The sequence below is a fragment of the Pseudoxanthomonas fibrivorans genome (assembly GCF_041464125.1).
Lineage (GTDB): Bacteria > Pseudomonadota > Gammaproteobacteria > Xanthomonadales > Xanthomonadaceae > Pseudoxanthomonas.
Map to the genome: position 1 here is coordinate 304,357 of NZ_JBGNUG010000002.1, position 18,236 is coordinate 322,592.

Here is an 18,236-nt window from a genome sequence, read left to right on the forward strand (position 1 = left end):
GGGGCCATCGCAGTGCCGGAAGTCACCGCGACCTCCGTCCCCGCGCCGGCGCGCGCCTCAGGCCGCATACGCCCTCAGGAAGAATTCGACGGTGGCGTCGATGTGCCGGGCCACCTCGGCCGGGGTGGGTTCGGTGCACAGCCCGCACGCCATCAGCGGATGCAGCTCGCCCTTGAGCAGGCTGAAGAACTGCGAGGACGCCAGCGCGGTGTCGTCGATCCGCACCTGGCCCTGCTGGATCCGCGCCTGCAGGAACTGGGCGAAGGCTTCCTGCACCCGGCGCGGCCCGGCATTCCAGAACAGTTCGCGCAGCGCGTTTTCCGCGGTGCCGGGGGTGTTCATCATGCGGTGCATGCTGATCGCCTCCTCGCTGGTGATCAGCGCGAAGAAGGCATGCCCGATCGCGCGCAGCTGCTCGCGCAGCGGCCCCTCCGGCGGCCTGACGAACAGCTCGTCCGGCAGCACCTCCTGGCACTTGGCGGCGATGGCCTCGGAGAACAGCGTCTCCTTGTCGCCGAAGTGGCTGTAGACGGTCAGCTTCGACACGCCGGCGGCGGTGGCGATCTGGTCCATGCTCACGCCCTGGTAGCCCTGTTCCAGGAACAGACGCTTGGCCGCTTCCAGGATCGACGCGCGCTTGCCCAGGTCCTTGGGACGACCGGGGCCGGCGGCCTTGGCCGGGGCGGGGGAGGCGTTGGCGGGGGCGTGCTTCGGGGTCATTGCGGCAATACTGGACTACTCGGTTTTCTATTTATACCATACCGACTGGTTCAATATTGAACAGCGGGATGGCGGCGATGAAGAACGGATTCCGGAAGGCCGGCCTGGCGGCCATGGTAATGGCCGTGGGCACGCTGGCCGCATGCGGCGGCAAGGATGAAGCCGCGCCGGCGGCACGTCCCGTCTGGGTGGTGCAGCCACAGGGCGACGGCACCGCCCCGGCGCTGGCATTCCCCGGCGAAGTGCGGGCGCGGGAGGAGAGCCCGTTGTCCTTCCGGGTCGGCGGCAAGCTGGTGCGCCGGCTCGTGGATGCCGGTGCGCGGGTCGAACAGGGGCAGCTGCTGGCCGAGCTGGATCCCGCCGACCAGGCGCTCCAGGCCCAGGCGGCGCAGGCGCAGCTGGCCGCCGCTGATGCCGAACTGGCGCGGGCCAAGGGCGACCTGGACCGGTACGCGAAGCTGGTCGACCAGCAGCTGGTCAGCCGCTCGGCCTACGACGCCCAGAAGGCCGCCTACGAGGCGGCCGCCGGACAGGCGCGTGCCGCCCGCGCGCAACGCGACGTGAGTCGCAACCAGGCCGGCTACACCGAGCTGCGCGCGCCGCGCGCCGGCGTGATCGCCTCGCGCCAGGCCGAAGCGGGGCAGGTTGTCGCCGCCGGGCAGACGGTGTTCGTGATGGCGGCGGACGGCGGTCGCGAGGTGGCCATCGACCTGCCCGAGGACCGCATCCGCCAGTTCAAGGTCGGCGACGCCGCGCAGGTCGAGCTGTGGAACACGCCCGGCGCGCGGCTGCCGGGCACGATCCGCGAGATCGCCGCGGCGGCCGACGCGCAGACCCGGAGTTTCGCCGCACGCGTGGCGCTGGACGGGAATGCGGTCGACCAGGTCGAGCTCGGCCAGAGCGCCCGGGTGTATCTGTCGCAGGCCGCCGGCGATGGCAGCCTGCGCGTGCCGCTGTCGGCGCTGCAGCGCGGCGAGGACGCCGCCGCGGCGGCGGTGTGGGTGGTGCGCGACGGCAAGGCGCTGCGCGTGCCGGTCACCGCCGGCACCCTCGGCAGCGAGACCGTGCCGGTCCGCGGCGGGCTGCGGGCCGGCGACTGGGTGGTCGCCGCCGGCGGCCACCTGCTGCGCGAGGGCGAGCCGGTGGCGCCGGTGGACCGCGACAACCGTCCGGTCGCCGCCGCTGCGCAGCCGAAGGCGGACTGAGCCGTGCGCCGCTTCAACGTCTCCGAGTGGGCCCTGCACAACCGCGGGCTGGTCCTCTATTTCATGATCGCGCTGGCGGTGATCGGCTCCTGGTCCTACCTGCGCCTGGGGCAGAGCGAGGACCCGCCGTTCACCTTCAAGGCGATGGTGGTGCGCACGCTGTGGCCGGGCGCCACCGCCGAGGAGGTGTCCCGGCAGGTCACCGAGCGCGTCGAGAAGGCGGTGATGAACACCGGCAAGTACGAGTTCGTGCGCAGCTACTCGCGCCCGGGCGAGTCGCAGGTGATCTTCATGGCGCGCGACTCGATGCCCTCGCGTGACGTGCCCGATCTCTGGTACCAGGTGCGCAAGAAGGTCGGCGACATCCGCCCGACCCTGCCCGACGGGGTGGTCGGCCCGTTCTTCAACGACGAGTTCGGCGACACCTTCGGCAACATCTACGCGCTGACCGGGCCGGGCTTCGACTACGCGATCCTCAAGGATTACGCCGACCGCATCCAGCTGGAGTTGCAGCGGGTGCCGGACGTCGGCAAGGTCGAGCTGGTCGGCCTGCAGGACGAGAAGGTCTGGATCGAGATCGACAACACCAAGCTGGCCACGCTGGGCATCCCGCTGCAGGCCGTGCAGCAGGCGCTGGAGGGGCAGAACGCGGTGGTGCCGGCCGGCTTCTTCGAGACCGCCGGCGAGCGCGTGCAGCTGCGCGTGGACGGGCCGTTCCGCAGCGTCGAGGAAATCCGCGCGTTCCCGATCCGCGCCGGTGGCCGCACCATCCGCCTGGACGACGTGGCCCGGGTCCACCGCGGCTTCTCCGACCCGGCCGCGCCGCGCATGCGCTTCATGGGCCAGGACGCGATCGGCATCTCGGTGGCGATGAAGGACGGCGGCCACATCCTGCGCCTGGGCGACGAGCTGGAGGCGCGGTTCGCGACCCTGCAGGACACGCTGCCGGCGGGCATGGAGCTGCGCAAGGTCTCCGACCAGCCCGAGGCGGTGCGCGAATCGGTCGGCGAATTCGTGCGCGTGCTGGCCGAGGCGGTCACCATCGTCCTGCTGGTCAGCTTCTTCTCGCTGGGCTTCCGCACCGGACTGGTGGTCGCGGTGTCGATCCCGCTGGTGCTGGCCATGACCTTCGCGGTCATGCACTACTTCGGCATCGGCCTGCACAAGATCTCGCTGGGCGCACTGGTGCTGGCGCTGGGCCTGCTGGTGGACGACGCGATCATCGCGGTGGAGATGATGGCGATCAAGATGGAGCAGGGCTTCGACCGCCTGCGCGCGGCCAGCTTCGCCTGGGAGTCGACCGCCTTCCCGATGCTCACCGGCACGCTGATCACCGCGGCCGGCTTCCTGCCGATCGCCACCGCCGCCTCGAGCACCGGCGAGTACACCCGTTCGCTGTTCCAGGTGGTCACGATCGCGCTGCTGGTGTCGTGGATCGCCGCGGTGCTGTTCATCCCGTGGCTGGGCGACAAGCTGCTGCCGGACCTGGCGCACCCGCAGCCGCCGAAGCCGGGCAGCCTCGCGTTCCGTCGCCGCGCGTGGCGCGAGCGGCTGGCCGACCGCTGGCCGCAGTTCGCCTTCGCGCTGGCGCCGGCGCCGCTCGACGCGCACCACCAGGACCCGTACCAGCGGCCGTTCTACGTCCGCTTCCGCCGCCTGCTCGATGCCTGCCTGCGCCGGCGCTGGTGGGTGATCGCCGCCACGGCCGGCCTGTTCGTGCTCTCGCTGCTGATGTTCCGCTTCGTACCGCAGCAGTTCTTCCCCGACTCCACCCGGCCTGAACTGATGGTCGACCTGGAGCTGGCCGAGGGCGTGTCGCTGCGCGCCACCGAAGCGCAGGCGAAGAAGCTCGAGCTGCTGCTGCAGGAACGCAAGGACATCCGCAACTACGTCGCCTACGTCGGCACCGGCTCGCCGCGCTTCTACCTGCCGCTGGACCAGCAGCTGCCGGCGACCAACTTCGCCCAGTTCGTGGTCCTGGCCGAGGACGCCCGCGCCCGCGAGGAGCTGCGCAACTGGCTGCTGAAGGAGGTCGTGCCGCGCTTCCCGGAGCTGCAGATGCGCGTGACCAGGCTCGAGAACGGGCCGCCGGTCGGCTATCCGGTGCAGTTCCGCGTCTCCGGCGAGCACATCCCGCAGGTGCGGGCGATCGCCCGCGAGGTCGCCGAGCAGGTGCGCGCCAACCCGCACACCACCAACGTCAACCTCGACTGGGACGAACCGAGCAAGGTGGTGCGGATGGAGGTCGACCAGGACCGCGCCCGCGCGCTGGGCATCAGCAGCGCCCAACTTGCGCAGTTCCTCAGCGCGCAGCTGTCCGGCTACACCGCCAGCACCTACCGCGAAGGCAACGAGCTGGTCGGGATCATGCTGCGCGGCGGCGCCGGCGACCGCGACCAGCTGGAGCTGCTCGGCAGCCTGGCGGTGCCGACCGGCGACGGCGGCAGCGTGCCGCTGTCGCAGGTGGCGCGGCTGCGCCAGGTATTCGAGGACGGGATCATCTGGCACCGCGACCGCCTGCCGACGATCACCATCCGCGCCGACCTCAGCGACGAGCTGCTGCCGGCGGCGGTGACGGCGCAGATCGACCCGACCCTGGACGGAATCCGCGGACGCCTCCCGCAGGGCTACCTGCTGCAGGTCGGCGGCTCGGTCGAGGATTCGGCGCGCGGCCAGAACTCGATCGCCGCGGGCATGCCGCTGTTCCTGATCGTGGTGACTACCCTGCTGATGCTGCAGCTGCGCAGCTTCTCGCGCACGCTGATGGTGCTGGTCACCGCGCCGCTGGGCCTGATCGGCGCGACCTGGTTCCTGCTGATGTTCCGCATGCCGTTCGGCTTCGTCGCCCTGCTCGGGACGATCGCGCTGGCCGGCATGGTGATGCGCAACTCGGTGATCCTGGTCGACCAGATCGAGCAGGACATCGCCGCCGGCCACGACCGCTGGCATGCGATCGTCGATGCCACCGTGCGTCGCTTCCGCCCGATCGTGCTGACCGCGCTGACCGCGGTGCTGGCCATGATCCCGCTGTCGCGCAGCGCGTTCTACGGCTCGATGGCGGTGGCGATCATGGGCGGCCTGGTGGTCGCGACCGCACTGACCCTGCTGTTCCTGCCGGCGCTGTACGCGGCCTGGTTCCGGGTGAAGCCGGAGGAAGCGGCGGGCTGACGGAAGCGGGAAAGCCGGCGAGGTGGCGGCGGCACTCCGGCGCGAGGCCTGCCGCCGCTCGTGTCCCCGGCATCGGCCTGCGGCCGCAGCCGCCTCCTTTACCTCCCGTCGGCAGGCCTCGCATCGGAGTGCTTGGAGGTGGCAGGCAGTTTCCCGGGCACTGGCGCCGATTGCCGCATCTGTCGTCGGCTTTGAAGACAAAGCGCAAACCACGTCGGGAAGGTCTGTCGTGATGCCTCCTGACCGGAAGTAAAGGAGCAGGTGCGGGCCGCAGGCCCGCGCCGGGGGACATGGAGGTCGGGAGGCATCACGGCGGACCCCAGGCAACCTCGCCGCCGCTTTCTGCATATTCCGGGATCAGGCTGACGAAGCCTCCGCCTGCAGCAGCCCGATGAACGCCTGCGCCGCGCGCGACAGCGTGCGGCCGCCGTGCACGACATAGCCGAGCTGGCGCGACAGCTGCACGCCCGCGACCGGCAGCACCTGCACCTGCGCGTCGAGCATCGTGTTGGGCAGCGCGCTCCAGGCCAGGCCGACGGAGACCATCATCTTGATCGTCTCCATGTAATTGGTGGTCATGCGCAGCTGCAGCGACAGGCCGCGGCGGGCGAAGGTCTCCGCCACGATCCGGTGGGTGAACGTGCCCGGCTCGGGCAGCACCGCCGGGTGCGCGGCGACGTCGGCCAGCGACACCTTCGGCAATCGGGCCAGTGGATGGTCGGGGGCGACCGCGAAGCTGAGCGGGTCGTTCCACACCTGCATCGCGCGCAGCGGCGCTTCGGTCGGGCCGAGCGTGGTCACCGCCAGTTCGACCTCGCCATGCAGCACCTGGGCGTAGGCCTGCTCCGAATCCATGAAGCGGATGTCCAGGGCGGCGCGCGGATGCAGCGCGGTGAAGCGGCGCAGCAGCGCGGGCAGACGGTGCAGGCCGACATGGTGGCTGGTGGCCAGGCTCAGCCGTCCGCCGATGTCGTGGCCCAGGTCCTGCAGCGCGCGCCGCGCCGACTCGGCCTCGGCGAGCATCTGCCGGGCGCGCGGCAGCAGCAGGCGGCCGGCTTCGGTCAGCACGACCTGGCGACCGAGCCGGTCGAACAGCCGAGTGCCGAGCGATTCCTCGAGCAGGGCGATGCGCTTGCTGACCGCCGGCTGGGTCAGGTGCAGCTGCTCGGCCGCGGCGGAAAAGCCGCCGTGTTCGGCGACGGCGACGAACGCGTTGAGTCCGGCCCAGTCCATCCGCAGCTTCCGTTTGATTCCAGATGGGAATCCAGTGGATGAAAAATATGAATTTGAGCTATCGATAGCAAGTGGGCAGGATGGCTGTCCAGCCGGCGGGTCCGGGCCTTCGACGCCCGATCCGCCACCGCCAGACGAACGAGGCATGCGATGGCCGGCAAGACCCTGTACGACAAGCTGTGGGAGATGCACGAGGTGACCCGTCGCGACGACGGCTCCTCGCTGATCTACATCGACCGGCACATCCTCCACGAGGTCACCTCGCCGCAGGCGTTCGAAGGCCTGCGCCTGGCCGGCCGCAAGCCGTGGCGGATCGACGCCAACATCGCCACCCCCGACCACAACGTGCCGACCACCCGCGCCGAGCGCGCCGGCGGGCTGCAGGCGATCGTCGACGAGGTCTCGCGCCTGCAGGTGCAGACCCTGGACGAGAACTGCGACGACTTCGGCATCCTCGAGTTCAAGATGGACGACGTCCGCCAGGGCATCGTCCATGTGGTCGGCCCGGAGCAGGGCGCCACGCTGCCGGGCATGACCGTGGTTTGCGGCGACTCGCACACCTCCACGCATGGTGCCTTCGGAGCCCTGGCGCACGGCATCGGCACCTCCGAGGTCGAGCACGTGCTGGCGACCCAGTGCCTGGTCGCCAAGAAGATGAAGAACATGCAGGTGAGGGTCGAAGGCACGCTGGGCCCCGGCGTCACCGCCAAGGACGTCGTGCTGGCGATCATCGGGAAGATCGGTACCGCCGGCGGGAACGGGCATGCGCTGGAGTTCGCCGGCAGTGCGATCCGCGACCTGTCGGTCGAAGGCCGCATGACCATCTGCAACATGGCCATCGAGGCCGGCGCGCGGGTGGGCATGGTCGCCGTCGACGACAAGACGATCGCCTACGTGAAGGATCGTCCGTTCGCGCCGAAGGGCGCCGACTGGGATGCCGCGGTCGCGGTGTGGAAGAACCTGGTCTCCGACGCCGACGCGCATTTCGACACCGTGGTCGAGCTGCGCGCCGAGGACATCAGGCCGCAGGTCAGCTGGGGTACCTCGCCGGAGATGGTGCTGGCGGTGGACCAGAACGTGCCCGATCCCGAGCGCGAAGCCGATCCGGTGAAGAAGGACTCGATCGTGCGCGCGCTGAAGTACATGGGCCTGCAGCCGAACCAGCCGATCACCACGATCAGGCTGGATCGCGTGTTCATCGGCTCATGCACCAATTCGCGGATCGAGGACCTGCGTGCGGCCGCCGAAGTGGCCAAGGGCCGCAAGGTGGCGGCCAGCGTGAAGCAGGCGCTGGTCGTGCCGGGCTCGGGCCTGGTCAAGGCGCAGGCCGAGGCCGAGGGCCTGGACAAGGTGTTCCTCGAGGCCGGCTTCGAGTGGCGTGAGCCGGGCTGCTCGATGTGCCTGGCGATGAACCCCGACAAGCTCGGCAGTGGCGAGCACTGCGCCTCGACCTCCAACCGCAACTTCGAAGGCCGCCAGGGCGCCGGTGGGCGTACCCACCTGGTCAGCCCGGCGATGGCCGCGGCCGCCGCGGTGGCCGGTCGCTTCGTCGACGTGCGCGAGCTGGTCGCACCTGTCCAGAGCCCCGCCTGAGGAGACCTGCCGAGATGAAAGCCTTCACCACCCACACCGGCCTGGTCGCCCCGCTGGACCGCGCCAACGTCGACACCGACCAGATCATCCCCAAGCAGTTCCTGAAGTCGATCAAGCGCTCGGGCTTCGGCCCGAACCTGTTCGACGAATGGCGCTACCTCGATGTAGGCCAGCCCGGCCAGGACAGCTCGAACCGTCCGCTCAACCAGGACTTCGTGCTGAACTTCCCGCGCTACCGCGGGGCCAGCGTGCTGCTGGCGCGCGAGAACTTCGGCTGCGGCTCCTCGCGCGAACACGCGCCGTGGGCGCTGGACGAGTATGGCTTCCGCGCGATCATCGCGCCGAGCTTCGCCGACATCTTCTTCAACAACAGCTTCAAGAACGGCCTGCTGCCGATCGTGCTGAAGGACGAGGACGTCGAAGCGCTGTTCGCGCAGTGCGAGGCCAACGAGGGCTACTCGCTGACCGTGGACCTGGCCACCCAGACCGTCACCCGGCCGGACGGCGTGCAGTACGGCTTCGAGATCGACGCGTTCCGCAAGCACTGCCTGCTGCACGGGCTGGACGACATCGGCCTGACCCTGCAGGAGCGCGACGCGATTGCCGCGTTCGAAACCCGGCATCGCGCCGCGCAGCCCTGGCTGTTCCAGGCCGGTCGCTGAGCGGCGCGGGCATCCGGCGCGCGCGCGGCGGCCGCCGGGCTACTTCCGGGCGCCCGGCTTCCGCGCCGGCGTCCTGGCGGGCTTCGCCGGCTTGCCGGCCCTGGCGGGCTTCGCGGCCGGTGCCTGGAGGCGCCTGGGGCCGGTCTTCCTGGACGCGCCTTCCTCCCCGTGCAGGGTGAGCAGCGATTCCATCAGCGCCTCGTCCGCGCTCGAGCACACGCCCAGCAGCAGCACCTCGTCGCAGCCTTCGGCGGCGATGTAGGCGTGGCCCATGTTGGAGTCGATGTACACCGACTCGCCGGTCTCGAGCACGATCGGGTCGTAGAATTCGGTGTGCACTTCCATGCGGCCCTCGAGCACGTGGATGTACTCCTCGCCGGAGTGCCGGACGAGTTCGCCGAACTCCTCGATGGTCTTGGCGCGCACGCGGGTCAGCACCGGGATCATGCGCTTGCGGCGCAGCTCCGGGCACAGGTAGTAGTAGTCGTAGTTGGGCGTGGTGACGCGGATGGCGTCATCGATCCGGCCGATGCTGCGCCGCGCGGTCACCGCCGGTCCCGGCGCCTCGTCCTCCTGCTCGGCGAACAGCTCGGACATGCGCAGCTGCAGGCGCTGGCTCAGTTGCAGCAGCTTGTCGTAGGTCAGGGTCAGGCGGTCGTGCTCGACCTTGGACAGGGTCGACAGCGGGATCCCGGAGTGCTCGCTCATCTGCTTCAGGGTCCAGCCCCTGCGCGCGCGCAGCGAGCGGAGCAGGCCGCCGATCGTCGGATGCGGCGTGGAGTTCGGCGTGGGGTGCTGCGATGTCATCCTTGCGGGATCTCCGTTGAAACGTCCGCGGCAGGCCGGCATGTCCTGTGCGGGATCATCATCGCCCCGCCGGGCGCGCGATGGAAAGGGGCGAGGCCGGCGGGACTTTCGCCACGGGTTGACAATTCTCTGATTGGGATCATTATCGCCAAATCAGGATAAGTCGGTCGCCGCGGCGGCCATCACACCCGTTGAGCCGGAGGCCCTGCCGATGCGCGCGATTTCCCCGATCCTGTGCGGAGCCGTGCTCTCCGCGATGCTGGCCTTCCCGTTGGCGGCGCAGGATCCCGCGGCCGCCGTGCCCACGGCCGCGCCGCCGGTGCCCGCCGCTGCGGTCGATGCGGCGCCCGCCGCTCCCGCGGCGACGGGTGCGCCGGTGCTGACCCGCGAGGACGCGGAGGCCTGGCTCGACGGCTTCTTCCCGTATGCGCTGGCCGCCGGCGACGTCGCCGGCGCGGTGGTCGTCGTGGTCAAGGACGGCCAGGTGCTGCTGCAGAAGGGGTACGGCTACGCCAACCTGGCCGAGCGCGCGCCGGTCGATCCGGAGCGCACCCTGTTCCGCCCGGGGTCGGTCTCCAAGCTCTTCACCTGGACGGCGGTGATGCAGCTGGTCGAGCAGGGCAAGCTGGACCTGGACGCCGACCTCAACCAGTACCTCGACTTCCCGATTCCGGCGCGCGACGGCAAGCCGATGACGCTGCGCCAGGTGATGACCCACACCACCGGCCTGGAAGAACAGATCCGCGGCCTGATCACCGCCGACCCGGCGGAGATCACGCCCCTGGGCGAGGCGCTCAAGCACTGGGTGCCCGAGCGCATCCACGTGCCCGGCGCCACCCCGGCGTACTCGAACTACGCCACGGCGCTGGCCGGCTACATCGTCGAACGCGTCTCGGGCATGCCGTTCGACGACTACGTCGAGCGCAACATCTTCCAGCCGCTGGGCATGGCCAGCTCGAGCTTCCGCCAGCCACTGCCGCCGGCGCTGCTGGCGCGCATGTCCAACGGGTATGCGAGGGCCTCGGAAGCCGAGCCCAAGCCCTACGAGTTCATCAGCCTGGCGCCCGCGGGCAGCCTGGCCTCCAGCGGCGCGGACATGGCCCGCTTCATGATCGCCCACCTGCAGGAGGGCGCCTTCGGCGATGCCCGCATCCTGCAGGCGGAGACCGCGAGGAAGATGCACTCCACCGGCCAGGCGTCGGTCGGCCCGCTGAACCGGATGATGCTCGGCTTCTACGAGACCTCGGTCAACGGCCATCGCGCGATCTCCCACGGCGGCGACACGCAGTGGTTCCACAGCGACCTGCAGCTGTTCCTGGACGACGGCGTGGGCCTGTTCGTGTCGATGAACAGTTCCGGCCGCGATGGCGCCACCGGCAACATCCGCTACGCGCTGTCGCGCGGATTCGCCGACCGCTACTTCCCCGCGGCGCCCGGCGCGGCCGACAAGGGCGTACCCGCCGAAGACGCGACACTGCACGCGCAGCAGATCGCCGGCACGTACACCAGCAGCCGGCGGCCGGACAGCAACATCCTGTCGCTGGCCAACCTGCTCGGGCCGGTGAAGGTGGTGGCCAACGAGGACGGCACCATCAGCGTGACCCTGGCGCTCGGCGCGGGCGGGGCGCCGAAGAAGTGGCGCGAGGTCGCCCCGTACCTCTGGCAGGACACCACCAGCAGCGACCGCCTGGCCGCGGACGTGGTGGATGGCCAGGTGACCCGTTTCAGCATGGAGCCGTACGCGCCGATCATGGTGTTCGAGCGGTTGTCGGCCTGGAACGCGCTGGCGATGCCGCTGCTGGCCGCGAGCCTGGTCGTGGTGCTGCTCACCGTGCTGGCCTGGCCGGTGTCGGCGCTGGTGCGCCGCTACTACGGCGCACGCTACCGCCTGCAGGGCACCGACGCCCGTGCACACCGCTGGGCGCGCATCGCCTCGCTGCTGGTGCTGCTGGCGATGGGTGGCGCCCTGGGCCTGGTGGTCGCGATGCTCGGCAAGCTGGAGATGACCAGCCCCGGCAACGACGGCCTGATCGTCGCGCTGCGGCTGTTCGCCACCGTGGCATTGCCGCTGGGCGCGGCCATCTCGCTGTGGAACGCATTCGAGGCGCTGCGTGGCCGGCGCGGCTGGCTGGCCAAGGCATGGGCGGTGCTGCTGGCCCTGTCCTGCCTGTTCCTGCTGTGGATCGGTTTCGCCAACCACGTGATCGGCTTCGGCGCCAACTACTGAGCGCCGCGGGGCCGGCATCGCCCGGCCCCCGTCCCGTCCTGCCAGGAGCCGTGATCCGATGCCGCTTGCGCTCGAACTGCACAACGAACCGCTGCCGATGTCGGCGCCGTTCCGCATCGCCGGCCATGTGTTCGAGGCGATGCCGGCGACCGTGGTGACCCTGCGCGAGGGCGCGTGGCGCGGGCGCGGCGAGGCGGCCGGGGTGTACTACAACGACGACCATCCGGACCGGATCCTGGCCACGCTCGAGGCGCTGCGCCCGCGGATCGAGGCGGGCATCGACCGCGAAAGCCTGCGCGCGCTGCTGCCGGCCGGCGGCGCGCGCAATGCGCTGGACTGCGCGCTGTGGGAGCTGGAATCGCAGCGTGCCGGCGTGCCCGTGTGGCGGCTGGCGGGGCTGGATGGCGTGCGCCCGCTGCTGACTACCTTCACCGTGGGCGCCGACGAACCGTCGGTGATGGCCGAGCGCGCCGCCGCCTATACCCAGGCGCGCGCGCTCAAGCTGAAGCTGACCGGCGAAGCGGAGCTCGACGCCGCGCGCGTGCGCGCGGTGCGTGCCCGTTGTCCCTCGGCCTGGATCGGGGTCGATGCCAACCAGGGCTACCACGCGACCACGCTGCCGGCGCTGCTGCCGGTGCTGGTCGAGGCGAAAGTCTCGCTGCTCGAGCAGCCGTGCGTGCGCGGACGCGAATCCGACCTGGACGGCATCGCGCGGCCGCTGCCGTTCGCCGCCGACGAGAGCATCCTCGACCTGGCCGAACTCGAGGCGCGCCACCACCGCTTCGACGTGATCAACATCAAGCTGGACAAGTGCGGCGGACTGACCGAAGGCCTGATGATGGCCCGGCGCGCGCGCGAACTGGGCAAGCAGGTGATGGTCGGCAACATGTGCGGCACCAGCCTCGCGGCGGCGCCCGCGTTCGTGCTCGGGCAGTTCTGCGACGTGGTCGACCTCGACGGGCCGGTCTTCCTGAAGCAGGACCGGACGCCCTCGGTGCGCTACGAAGGCGGCTGCATAAGCTGCGGCGACGAGGTGTGGGGGCCGAAGGGCGTCGCGTGAGCACCGTCGCCGACAAGACCTGGTTCGGCCAGCCGCGCGGGCTGACCATCCTGTTCCTGACCCAGATGTGGGAGATGTTCTCCTACTACGGCATGCGCACGCTGCTGGTCTACTACATGACCAAGCAGCTGCTGTTCGCCCAGGAGAAGGCCTCGCTGATCTACGGCAGCTACACCGCGATGGCGTACTTCACGCCGATCCTGGGCGGCATGGTCGCCGACCGCTGGCTCGGCAAGCGCAACGCGGTGGTGCTGGGCGGCAGCGTCATGGCGCTGGGCCACTTCCTGATGGCGTTCGAGCCGCTGTTCTTCGTCGCCCTGGCCACGATCGCGCTGGGCAACGGCCTGTTCCTGCCGAGCCTGCCGAGCCAGATCAACGATCTCTACGCGGGCGACGATCCACGCCGCGGGCGCGCCTACAACGTCTACTACGTCGGGCTGAACATCGGCGGGCTGATGGCCCCGCTGGTGTGCGGCACGCTCGGGGAGCTGTACGGCTGGCACTACGGCTTCGGCGCGGCGGGCGTGGGCATGTTCGTGGGCCTGCTCATCTACGTGGCCGGGCGGCGCTACCTGCCGCCGGAGGCCGCGCGCCCCGCGCTGCCGGCGGATACCGCCGCGCAGGCCGGCCAGCGCAACGCCAGGGTCTGGTGGCTGCTGCTGGGTGTCGGCATCGCGGCCACCATCTTCCGCGGCGCCTACGAACAGATCGGCAACACGCTCCCGCTGTGGGTCGACACCCGCGTGGACCGCGCCTGGGGCGCGTGGACCATTCCGATGACCTGGTTCCAGTCGCTCAATCCGCTGCTGGTGATCGCGATGACGCCGCTGCTGCTGATGGTCTGGCGCAACCGCGCCGCGGCCGGCCGCGAATCCACGCCGGCGATCCGCATGGCGACCGGCGCGCTGATCGTGGCCGCGGCCTATGCGCTGCTGGCGATCGCGGCCGCCGTGGCCGGCGACGCGCTTGCCGGCTGGAGCTGGCTGGTGGCGTTCTTCGTGGTCCTGACCCTGGGCGAGCTGTTCATCCTGCCGACCGGGCTGGGGCTGTTCGCCAAGCTGGCGCCGCCGCGGCTGGGCGCGACCACGGTGGCGTCGTGGTTCCTGGCCGTGTTCAGCGGCAGCCTGCTGGCCGGTGCGGTGGGCACCTTGTGGTCGCGGACCAGCCACGCCGGCTTCTTCCTGGTCCTCTCCGCGCTGGCCGTGTCCGCCGCGGCGTTGCTGTGGCGGCTGGACCGGCCGATCCGCGCACTGGAATGAACCGCCCGTCCTGACGGAGCACCGCCATGTCCCGCCGTCCGTCCATCGTCCTGGCGCTCGCCCTCGCCAGCGCCGTCTCCGGGATACCGGCCCCTGCCGGCGCGGCCACTCCGCACTTCGACCTGCTGGTGCGCAACGGCATGGTCCACGATGGCAGCGGCGCACCCTCGCAGCGGGTCGACGTGGCGGTGCGTGGCGACCGGGTGGTGGCGCTGTTGCCCGCGGGCAGCGATGCCTCGGCCGAGGTGGTGCTCGATGCGCGTGGCCAGGCGGTGGCGCCGGGCTTCATCAACGTCCTCAGCTGGGCGACCGAATCGCTGCTCGTCGACGGGCGTGGCATGAGCGACACCCGCCAGGGCGTGACCCTGGAGATCTTCGGGGAAGGCTGGTCGATGGGCCCGCTCAACCCGCGCATGAAGGCCGAGGCGGCCAGGGCGCAGGGCGACCTGCGCTATCCGGTCGAATGGACCACGCTCGGCGGGTACCTCGAACACCTCGAGCGCCGCGGCGTCACCCCGAACGTGGCCTCGTTCGTCGGCGCCACCACCGTGCGCATCCACGAACTGGGGGAGGACGACGTCGATCCCGATCCGGCGCAGCTGGAGCGGATGCGCGGGCGGGTGCGCGAGGCGATGGCCGAGGGCGCGCTCGGCGTGGGCAGCTCGCTGATCTATCCGCCGGCGGCCTTCGCCGGAAGCGCCGAGATCACCGCGCTGGCGCAGGCGGCGGCCGAATCGGGCGGCGGCTACATCTCGCACATGCGCAGCGAGGCGGACCGCTTCCTCGAGGCGCTGGACGAGACGATCGCCATCGCCCGCGCCACCGGACAGCGCGCCGAGGTCTACCACCTGAAGGCGGCCGGCCGGGAGAACTGGCCGAAGATGGCCCAGGCGATCGCGCGGATCGATGCCGCGCGCGCCGAAGGCCTGCAGGTCAGTGCCGACATGTATGCCTATACCGCCGGCGCCACCATGCTGACGGCGACCATGCCGCCATGGGTGCAGGCCGGCGGCTACGAGGCGCTGGTCGGGCGGCTGCGCGACCCGGCGATCCGCGCGCGCGTGCTGGCCGAGATGCGCGATCCCGCGGCGGACTGGGAAAACCTGCGCCTGCTCGCCGGCTCCGACGAGCGCGTGACGCTGATCGGTTTCCGCAACGCGGCGCTCAAGCCGCTGACCGGCCGCACCCTGGCCGAGGTGGCGCGCGAGCGCGGTACCAGCGCCGAGGATGTGGCGATCGACCTGGTCATCGAGGACGGCTCGCCGGTCGGCGCGGCGTTCTTTCTGATGAGCGAGGACAACGTCGAGCTCGGGCTGCGGCAGCCCTGGGTGAGTCTAGGCTCGGACGCGGAATCGTCGGCCGCCGAAGGCGTGTTCCTGCAGTCGAGCACGCACCCGCGCGCCTACGGGAACGTCGCGCGCTTCCTCGGCCACTACGTGCGCGACCGCGGGCTGATGCCGCTGGAGGAGGGCATCCGCCGGCTGACCGGCCTGCCGGCGGAGAACTGGAAGCTGCGCGACCGCGGCTGCCTGCGGCCGGGATGCCATGCCGACATCGTGGTGTTCGATCCGGCCCGGATCGCGGACCACGCGACCTACGCGGACCCGCGGCGGTACGCGACCGGCGTGACGCACGTGTTCGTCAACGGGGTGCAGGTGCTGCGCGACGGCGAGCACACCGGCGCGACCCCGGGCCGGGTGGTGCGCGGGCCGGGCTGGCGAGGGGCAGGCGCCGGGCGTGCGCCGGAGGCGGCCGGAGCCCGCCACCCGCCTGGAAAATGATTTTCCGAACGTATTGACAATTCTCTGATTGGGATCATGATCCGGATCAGGGGGTCCGCGCCGCAACGTGCATGCGGTGCCGGACATGCGGCGGGGCGTCCCGTCGCGCTGCCATCGATCCGACGCTCGCTTCCGGGAGACCTGAGATGAACGCGTTCCAGCCTGCCCGCACCGGGCTCCGCTCGCCCCTTTCCCTCGCGATCGCCGGCGTGCTGGCGTGGGGCGTCGCGATGCCCGCGCTGGCCTTCGAGGACGCCGCGGCCGCCGAGGGGGCGACCGACAGCGCCACCACGCTCGACACGGTGGTGGTCACCGCCAACAAGCGCGTGGAGAACATCCGCGAGGTGGGCGCCTCGATCAGCGTGATCGGAGAGCGCCAGCTCGAGAACATCGGCGCCAGCTCGCTGACCGACTTCGCCGCGCTGGTCCCGGGCATGCAGGTGCAGAGCAACGGCAACCCGGGCCAGACCGCGATCTCGCTGCGCGGCATCGCCGCGATGTCGCCCAGCGCGACCGTGGCCACGTACATCGACGAAGTGCCGGTCGGCTCCAGCGGCATCTACCAGGCGGCCAACGCCTTCATGCTCGACCTGCTGCCCTACGACATCAGCCGGGTCGAGGTGATGCGTGGCCCGCAGGGCACGCTGTACGGCGCGGGCGCCATCGGCGGCCTGCTCAAGTACGTGACCCGCGCCCCCGACCTGGCCGGCGACGAGCTGCGCGCGGGCGTGGGCCTGCGCACGGTGCAGGACGGCGGCGATGCCTGGAACCTGCGGCTGGGCGCGAGCGTGCCGCTGCAGGAGGACCGGCTGGGCCTGCGGATGAGCTTCGCCCGCAACGGGTTGCCCGGCTACACCGACAACCAGGTCGACGGCGCCCGGGACGTCAACGACGCCGAGCAGATCGGCGCGCGCGTGGCGCTGGCGTGGGACGGCGAGGCGTTCGACGCCGACCTGGGGGTGCTGCACCAGCGCATCCACAGCGACGGCCGCGCCGGCGTGGCGTTGGACCCGGACACGCTGCAGCCGCTGTTCGGCGACCACGTCGACCGCACCTGGCAGCCGCAGCCGTTCTCCAAGAAGCTCACCCTGACCTCGCTGAACCTGGACTGGGACCTGGGCTGGGGCGATTTCGTCTCCGCCACCGGCTGGTCGCAGACCGAAACCTCCAGCACGCTCGACGCCACCATCCAGTTCGGCGAGGTCGCCAACCTGATGCTGGGCCTGCCCGAGCCGGGCAGCGCGGCGCTGCGCTACGACTTCGACCTGGACAAGATCACCCAGGAGTTCCGGCTGACGTCCAAGAGCGGCGCCCCGTTCGAGTGGATGGTCGGCGTGTTCTACACCGAGGAGGACGCGCTGCAGAGCCAGTTCGTGTGGCTGCAGCAGCTGGACGGTTCGGCGCTGCCGGCGCCGTACGCCGAGATGTTCGGCACGCTGGCGCTGCTCAACATGCCCAGCACCTACGAGGAACTGGCGGTGTTCGCCAACGGCTCGTGGCGCGTGGGCGAGCGCTTCAAGATCGACGCCGGCCTGCGCCAGGCGCGCAACGAGCAGTGGTTCAGCCAGAACGGCGACGCCGGCATCCTGGTGCCGATCGGGGATTTCCCGGGCGAGTCGAGCGAGGACGTGTTCACCTGGAGCCTGAGCCCGCAGTTCGCGATCAACCAGGACGCGATGGTCTACCTGCGGGCGGCGACGGGCTACCAGCCGGGCGGCCCGAACGTGGCCCTGCCCGGCATGCCGCCCACCGTCGACTCCTCGATGCTGGCCAGCTACGAGCTCGGGCTGAAGTCCGCCTTCGCCGAACAGCGCGTGCTGCTGGACGTGGCCGCCTACCGCATCGACTGGGAAGACATCCAGGTCGCGGCCTCGTTCAACGGCATCGGCGGCCTGGTCAACGGCGGCGAGGCGACCAGCGAAGGCGTCGAGCTGTCGGCCCAGTTCCGCGCCACGTCGAACCTGCAGTTCGGGATCAACGGCGCGTACAACAAGGCCACGCTGAAGGACGACTTCGAGCCGGCGGTGATCCCGCAGGACGGCTACGACGTCGTCCTCAATTCGGGCCTGGCCGGCGACCGCATTCCCTATGTGCCGGAATGGTCGTGGTCGGCCACCGCCGAATACGCGTTCAGCGCCGGCGCGGGCCTGGCCGGGCAGGTCGGCGGCGCGGTGCGCTGGATCGGCGACCGCGTCAACGGCACCACCGAGCGCACCCGCGCCACCGCCCCGGGCGACCCGTCGACCGTGCTGATGGAGGAGATCGTCGCGCCGCTGCCGCTGGACAGCTACGCCGCGCTCGACCTGTATGCCGGCATCGGTCGCGGCAACTGGGAAGTGCGCGCCTACGTCAACAACGTCACCGGCGAGGACGGCTGGTCGTCGGTGGAGCTGATCAGCAGCGAGGTGACCGGTGCGCCGGTGCAGGCGGTCGCCGTGCCGATCCTGCCGCGCACCTTCGGCCTCGAATTCGACGTGCGCTTCTGACCGAGCGCGCCGTGCTTCGACGCGCGCGGCGCACT

12 protein-coding genes are annotated in these 18,236 nt (G+C 70.8%); 9 read left to right on the forward strand and 3 right to left on the reverse strand.

All coding sequences use genetic code 11. The features are described from left to right. Positions 1-57: 57 nt before the first annotated feature. On the reverse strand, positions 58-720 hold the full coding sequence (locus ACA089_RS14885) for a TetR/AcrR family transcriptional regulator (RefSeq protein ID WP_372018279.1): 663 nt from the start codon (positions 718-720) through the stop codon (positions 58-60). A 77-nt stretch (positions 721-797) separates the two neighbouring features. On the opposite strand from ACA089_RS14885, the gene ACA089_RS14890 reads away from it, so the two are divergent. After that, complete coding sequence (locus tag ACA089_RS14890; RefSeq protein WP_372018282.1) at positions 798-1,925, forward strand: efflux RND transporter periplasmic adaptor subunit; 1,128 nt, start codon at positions 798-800, stop codon at positions 1,923-1,925. Between the two features lie 3 nt (positions 1,926-1,928). Further along, complete coding sequence (locus ACA089_RS14895; protein WP_372018284.1) at positions 1,929-5,093, forward strand: efflux RND transporter permease subunit; 3,165 nt, start codon at positions 1,929-1,931, stop codon at positions 5,091-5,093. A 357-nt stretch (positions 5,094-5,450) separates the two neighbouring features. Here the strand turns inward: ACA089_RS14895 and ACA089_RS14900 are convergent, their stop codons facing one another. Next, on the reverse strand, positions 5,451-6,326 hold the full coding sequence (locus ACA089_RS14900) for a LysR family transcriptional regulator (protein ID WP_372018287.1): 876 nt from the start codon (positions 6,324-6,326) through the stop codon (positions 5,451-5,453). Positions 6,327-6,476: 150 nt separating this feature from the next. Here ACA089_RS14900 and leuC point away from each other — a divergent pair, with 150 nt between their 5' ends. Both leuC and leuD read left to right on the forward strand, forming a co-directional pair. Then, positions 6,477-7,919, forward strand: coding sequence for a 3-isopropylmalate dehydratase large subunit (leuC, locus tag ACA089_RS14905; RefSeq protein WP_372018290.1), 1,443 nt, complete (start codon positions 6,477-6,479; stop codon positions 7,917-7,919). Positions 7,920-7,933: 14 nt separating this feature from the next. Beyond that, positions 7,934-8,581 carry a 3-isopropylmalate dehydratase small subunit gene (leuD, locus tag ACA089_RS14910; RefSeq protein WP_372018292.1) on the forward strand — a complete coding sequence of 216 codons (648 nt, stop codon included), beginning with the start codon at positions 7,934-7,936 and terminating at the stop codon, positions 8,579-8,581. A gap of 39 nt (positions 8,582-8,620) precedes the next feature. On the opposite strand, the gene ACA089_RS14915 is transcribed toward leuD, so the two are convergent. Beyond that, positions 8,621-9,388: a helix-turn-helix domain-containing protein gene (locus ACA089_RS14915; protein WP_372018295.1), complete on the reverse strand. Its 768-nt coding sequence runs from the start codon at positions 9,386-9,388 to the stop codon at positions 8,621-8,623. A 211-nt stretch (positions 9,389-9,599) separates the two neighbouring features. Between ACA089_RS14915 and ACA089_RS14920 the strand changes: the two genes are divergently transcribed. The 5 genes from ACA089_RS14920 to ACA089_RS14940 all read left to right on the forward strand — a co-directional run bounded on the left by ACA089_RS14920 (position 9,600) and on the right by ACA089_RS14940 (position 18,201). Further along, complete coding sequence (locus tag ACA089_RS14920) at positions 9,600-11,615, forward strand: serine hydrolase domain-containing protein (protein WP_372018297.1); 2,016 nt, start codon at positions 9,600-9,602, stop codon at positions 11,613-11,615. A 58-nt stretch (positions 11,616-11,673) separates the two neighbouring features. Continuing rightward, positions 11,674-12,675, forward strand: coding sequence for a dipeptide epimerase (locus tag ACA089_RS14925; RefSeq protein ID WP_372018300.1), 1,002 nt, complete (start codon positions 11,674-11,676; stop codon positions 12,673-12,675). Further along, positions 12,672-13,934 carry a peptide MFS transporter gene (locus ACA089_RS14930; RefSeq protein WP_372018302.1) on the forward strand — a complete coding sequence of 421 codons (1,263 nt, stop codon included), beginning with the start codon at positions 12,672-12,674 and terminating at the stop codon, positions 13,932-13,934. Before ACA089_RS14925 ends, ACA089_RS14930 begins: the two co-directional genes overlap by 4 nt. Positions 13,935-13,960: 26 nt before the next feature. Then, on the forward strand, positions 13,961-15,715 hold the full coding sequence (locus ACA089_RS14935) for an N-acyl-D-amino-acid deacylase family protein (RefSeq protein ID WP_372018304.1): 1,755 nt from the start codon (positions 13,961-13,963) through the stop codon (positions 15,713-15,715). Between the two features lie 146 nt (positions 15,716-15,861). After that, positions 15,862-18,201: a TonB-dependent receptor gene (locus tag ACA089_RS14940; protein ID WP_372018305.1), complete on the forward strand. Its 2,340-nt coding sequence runs from the start codon at positions 15,862-15,864 to the stop codon at positions 18,199-18,201. Positions 18,202-18,236 lie beyond the last annotated feature (35 nt).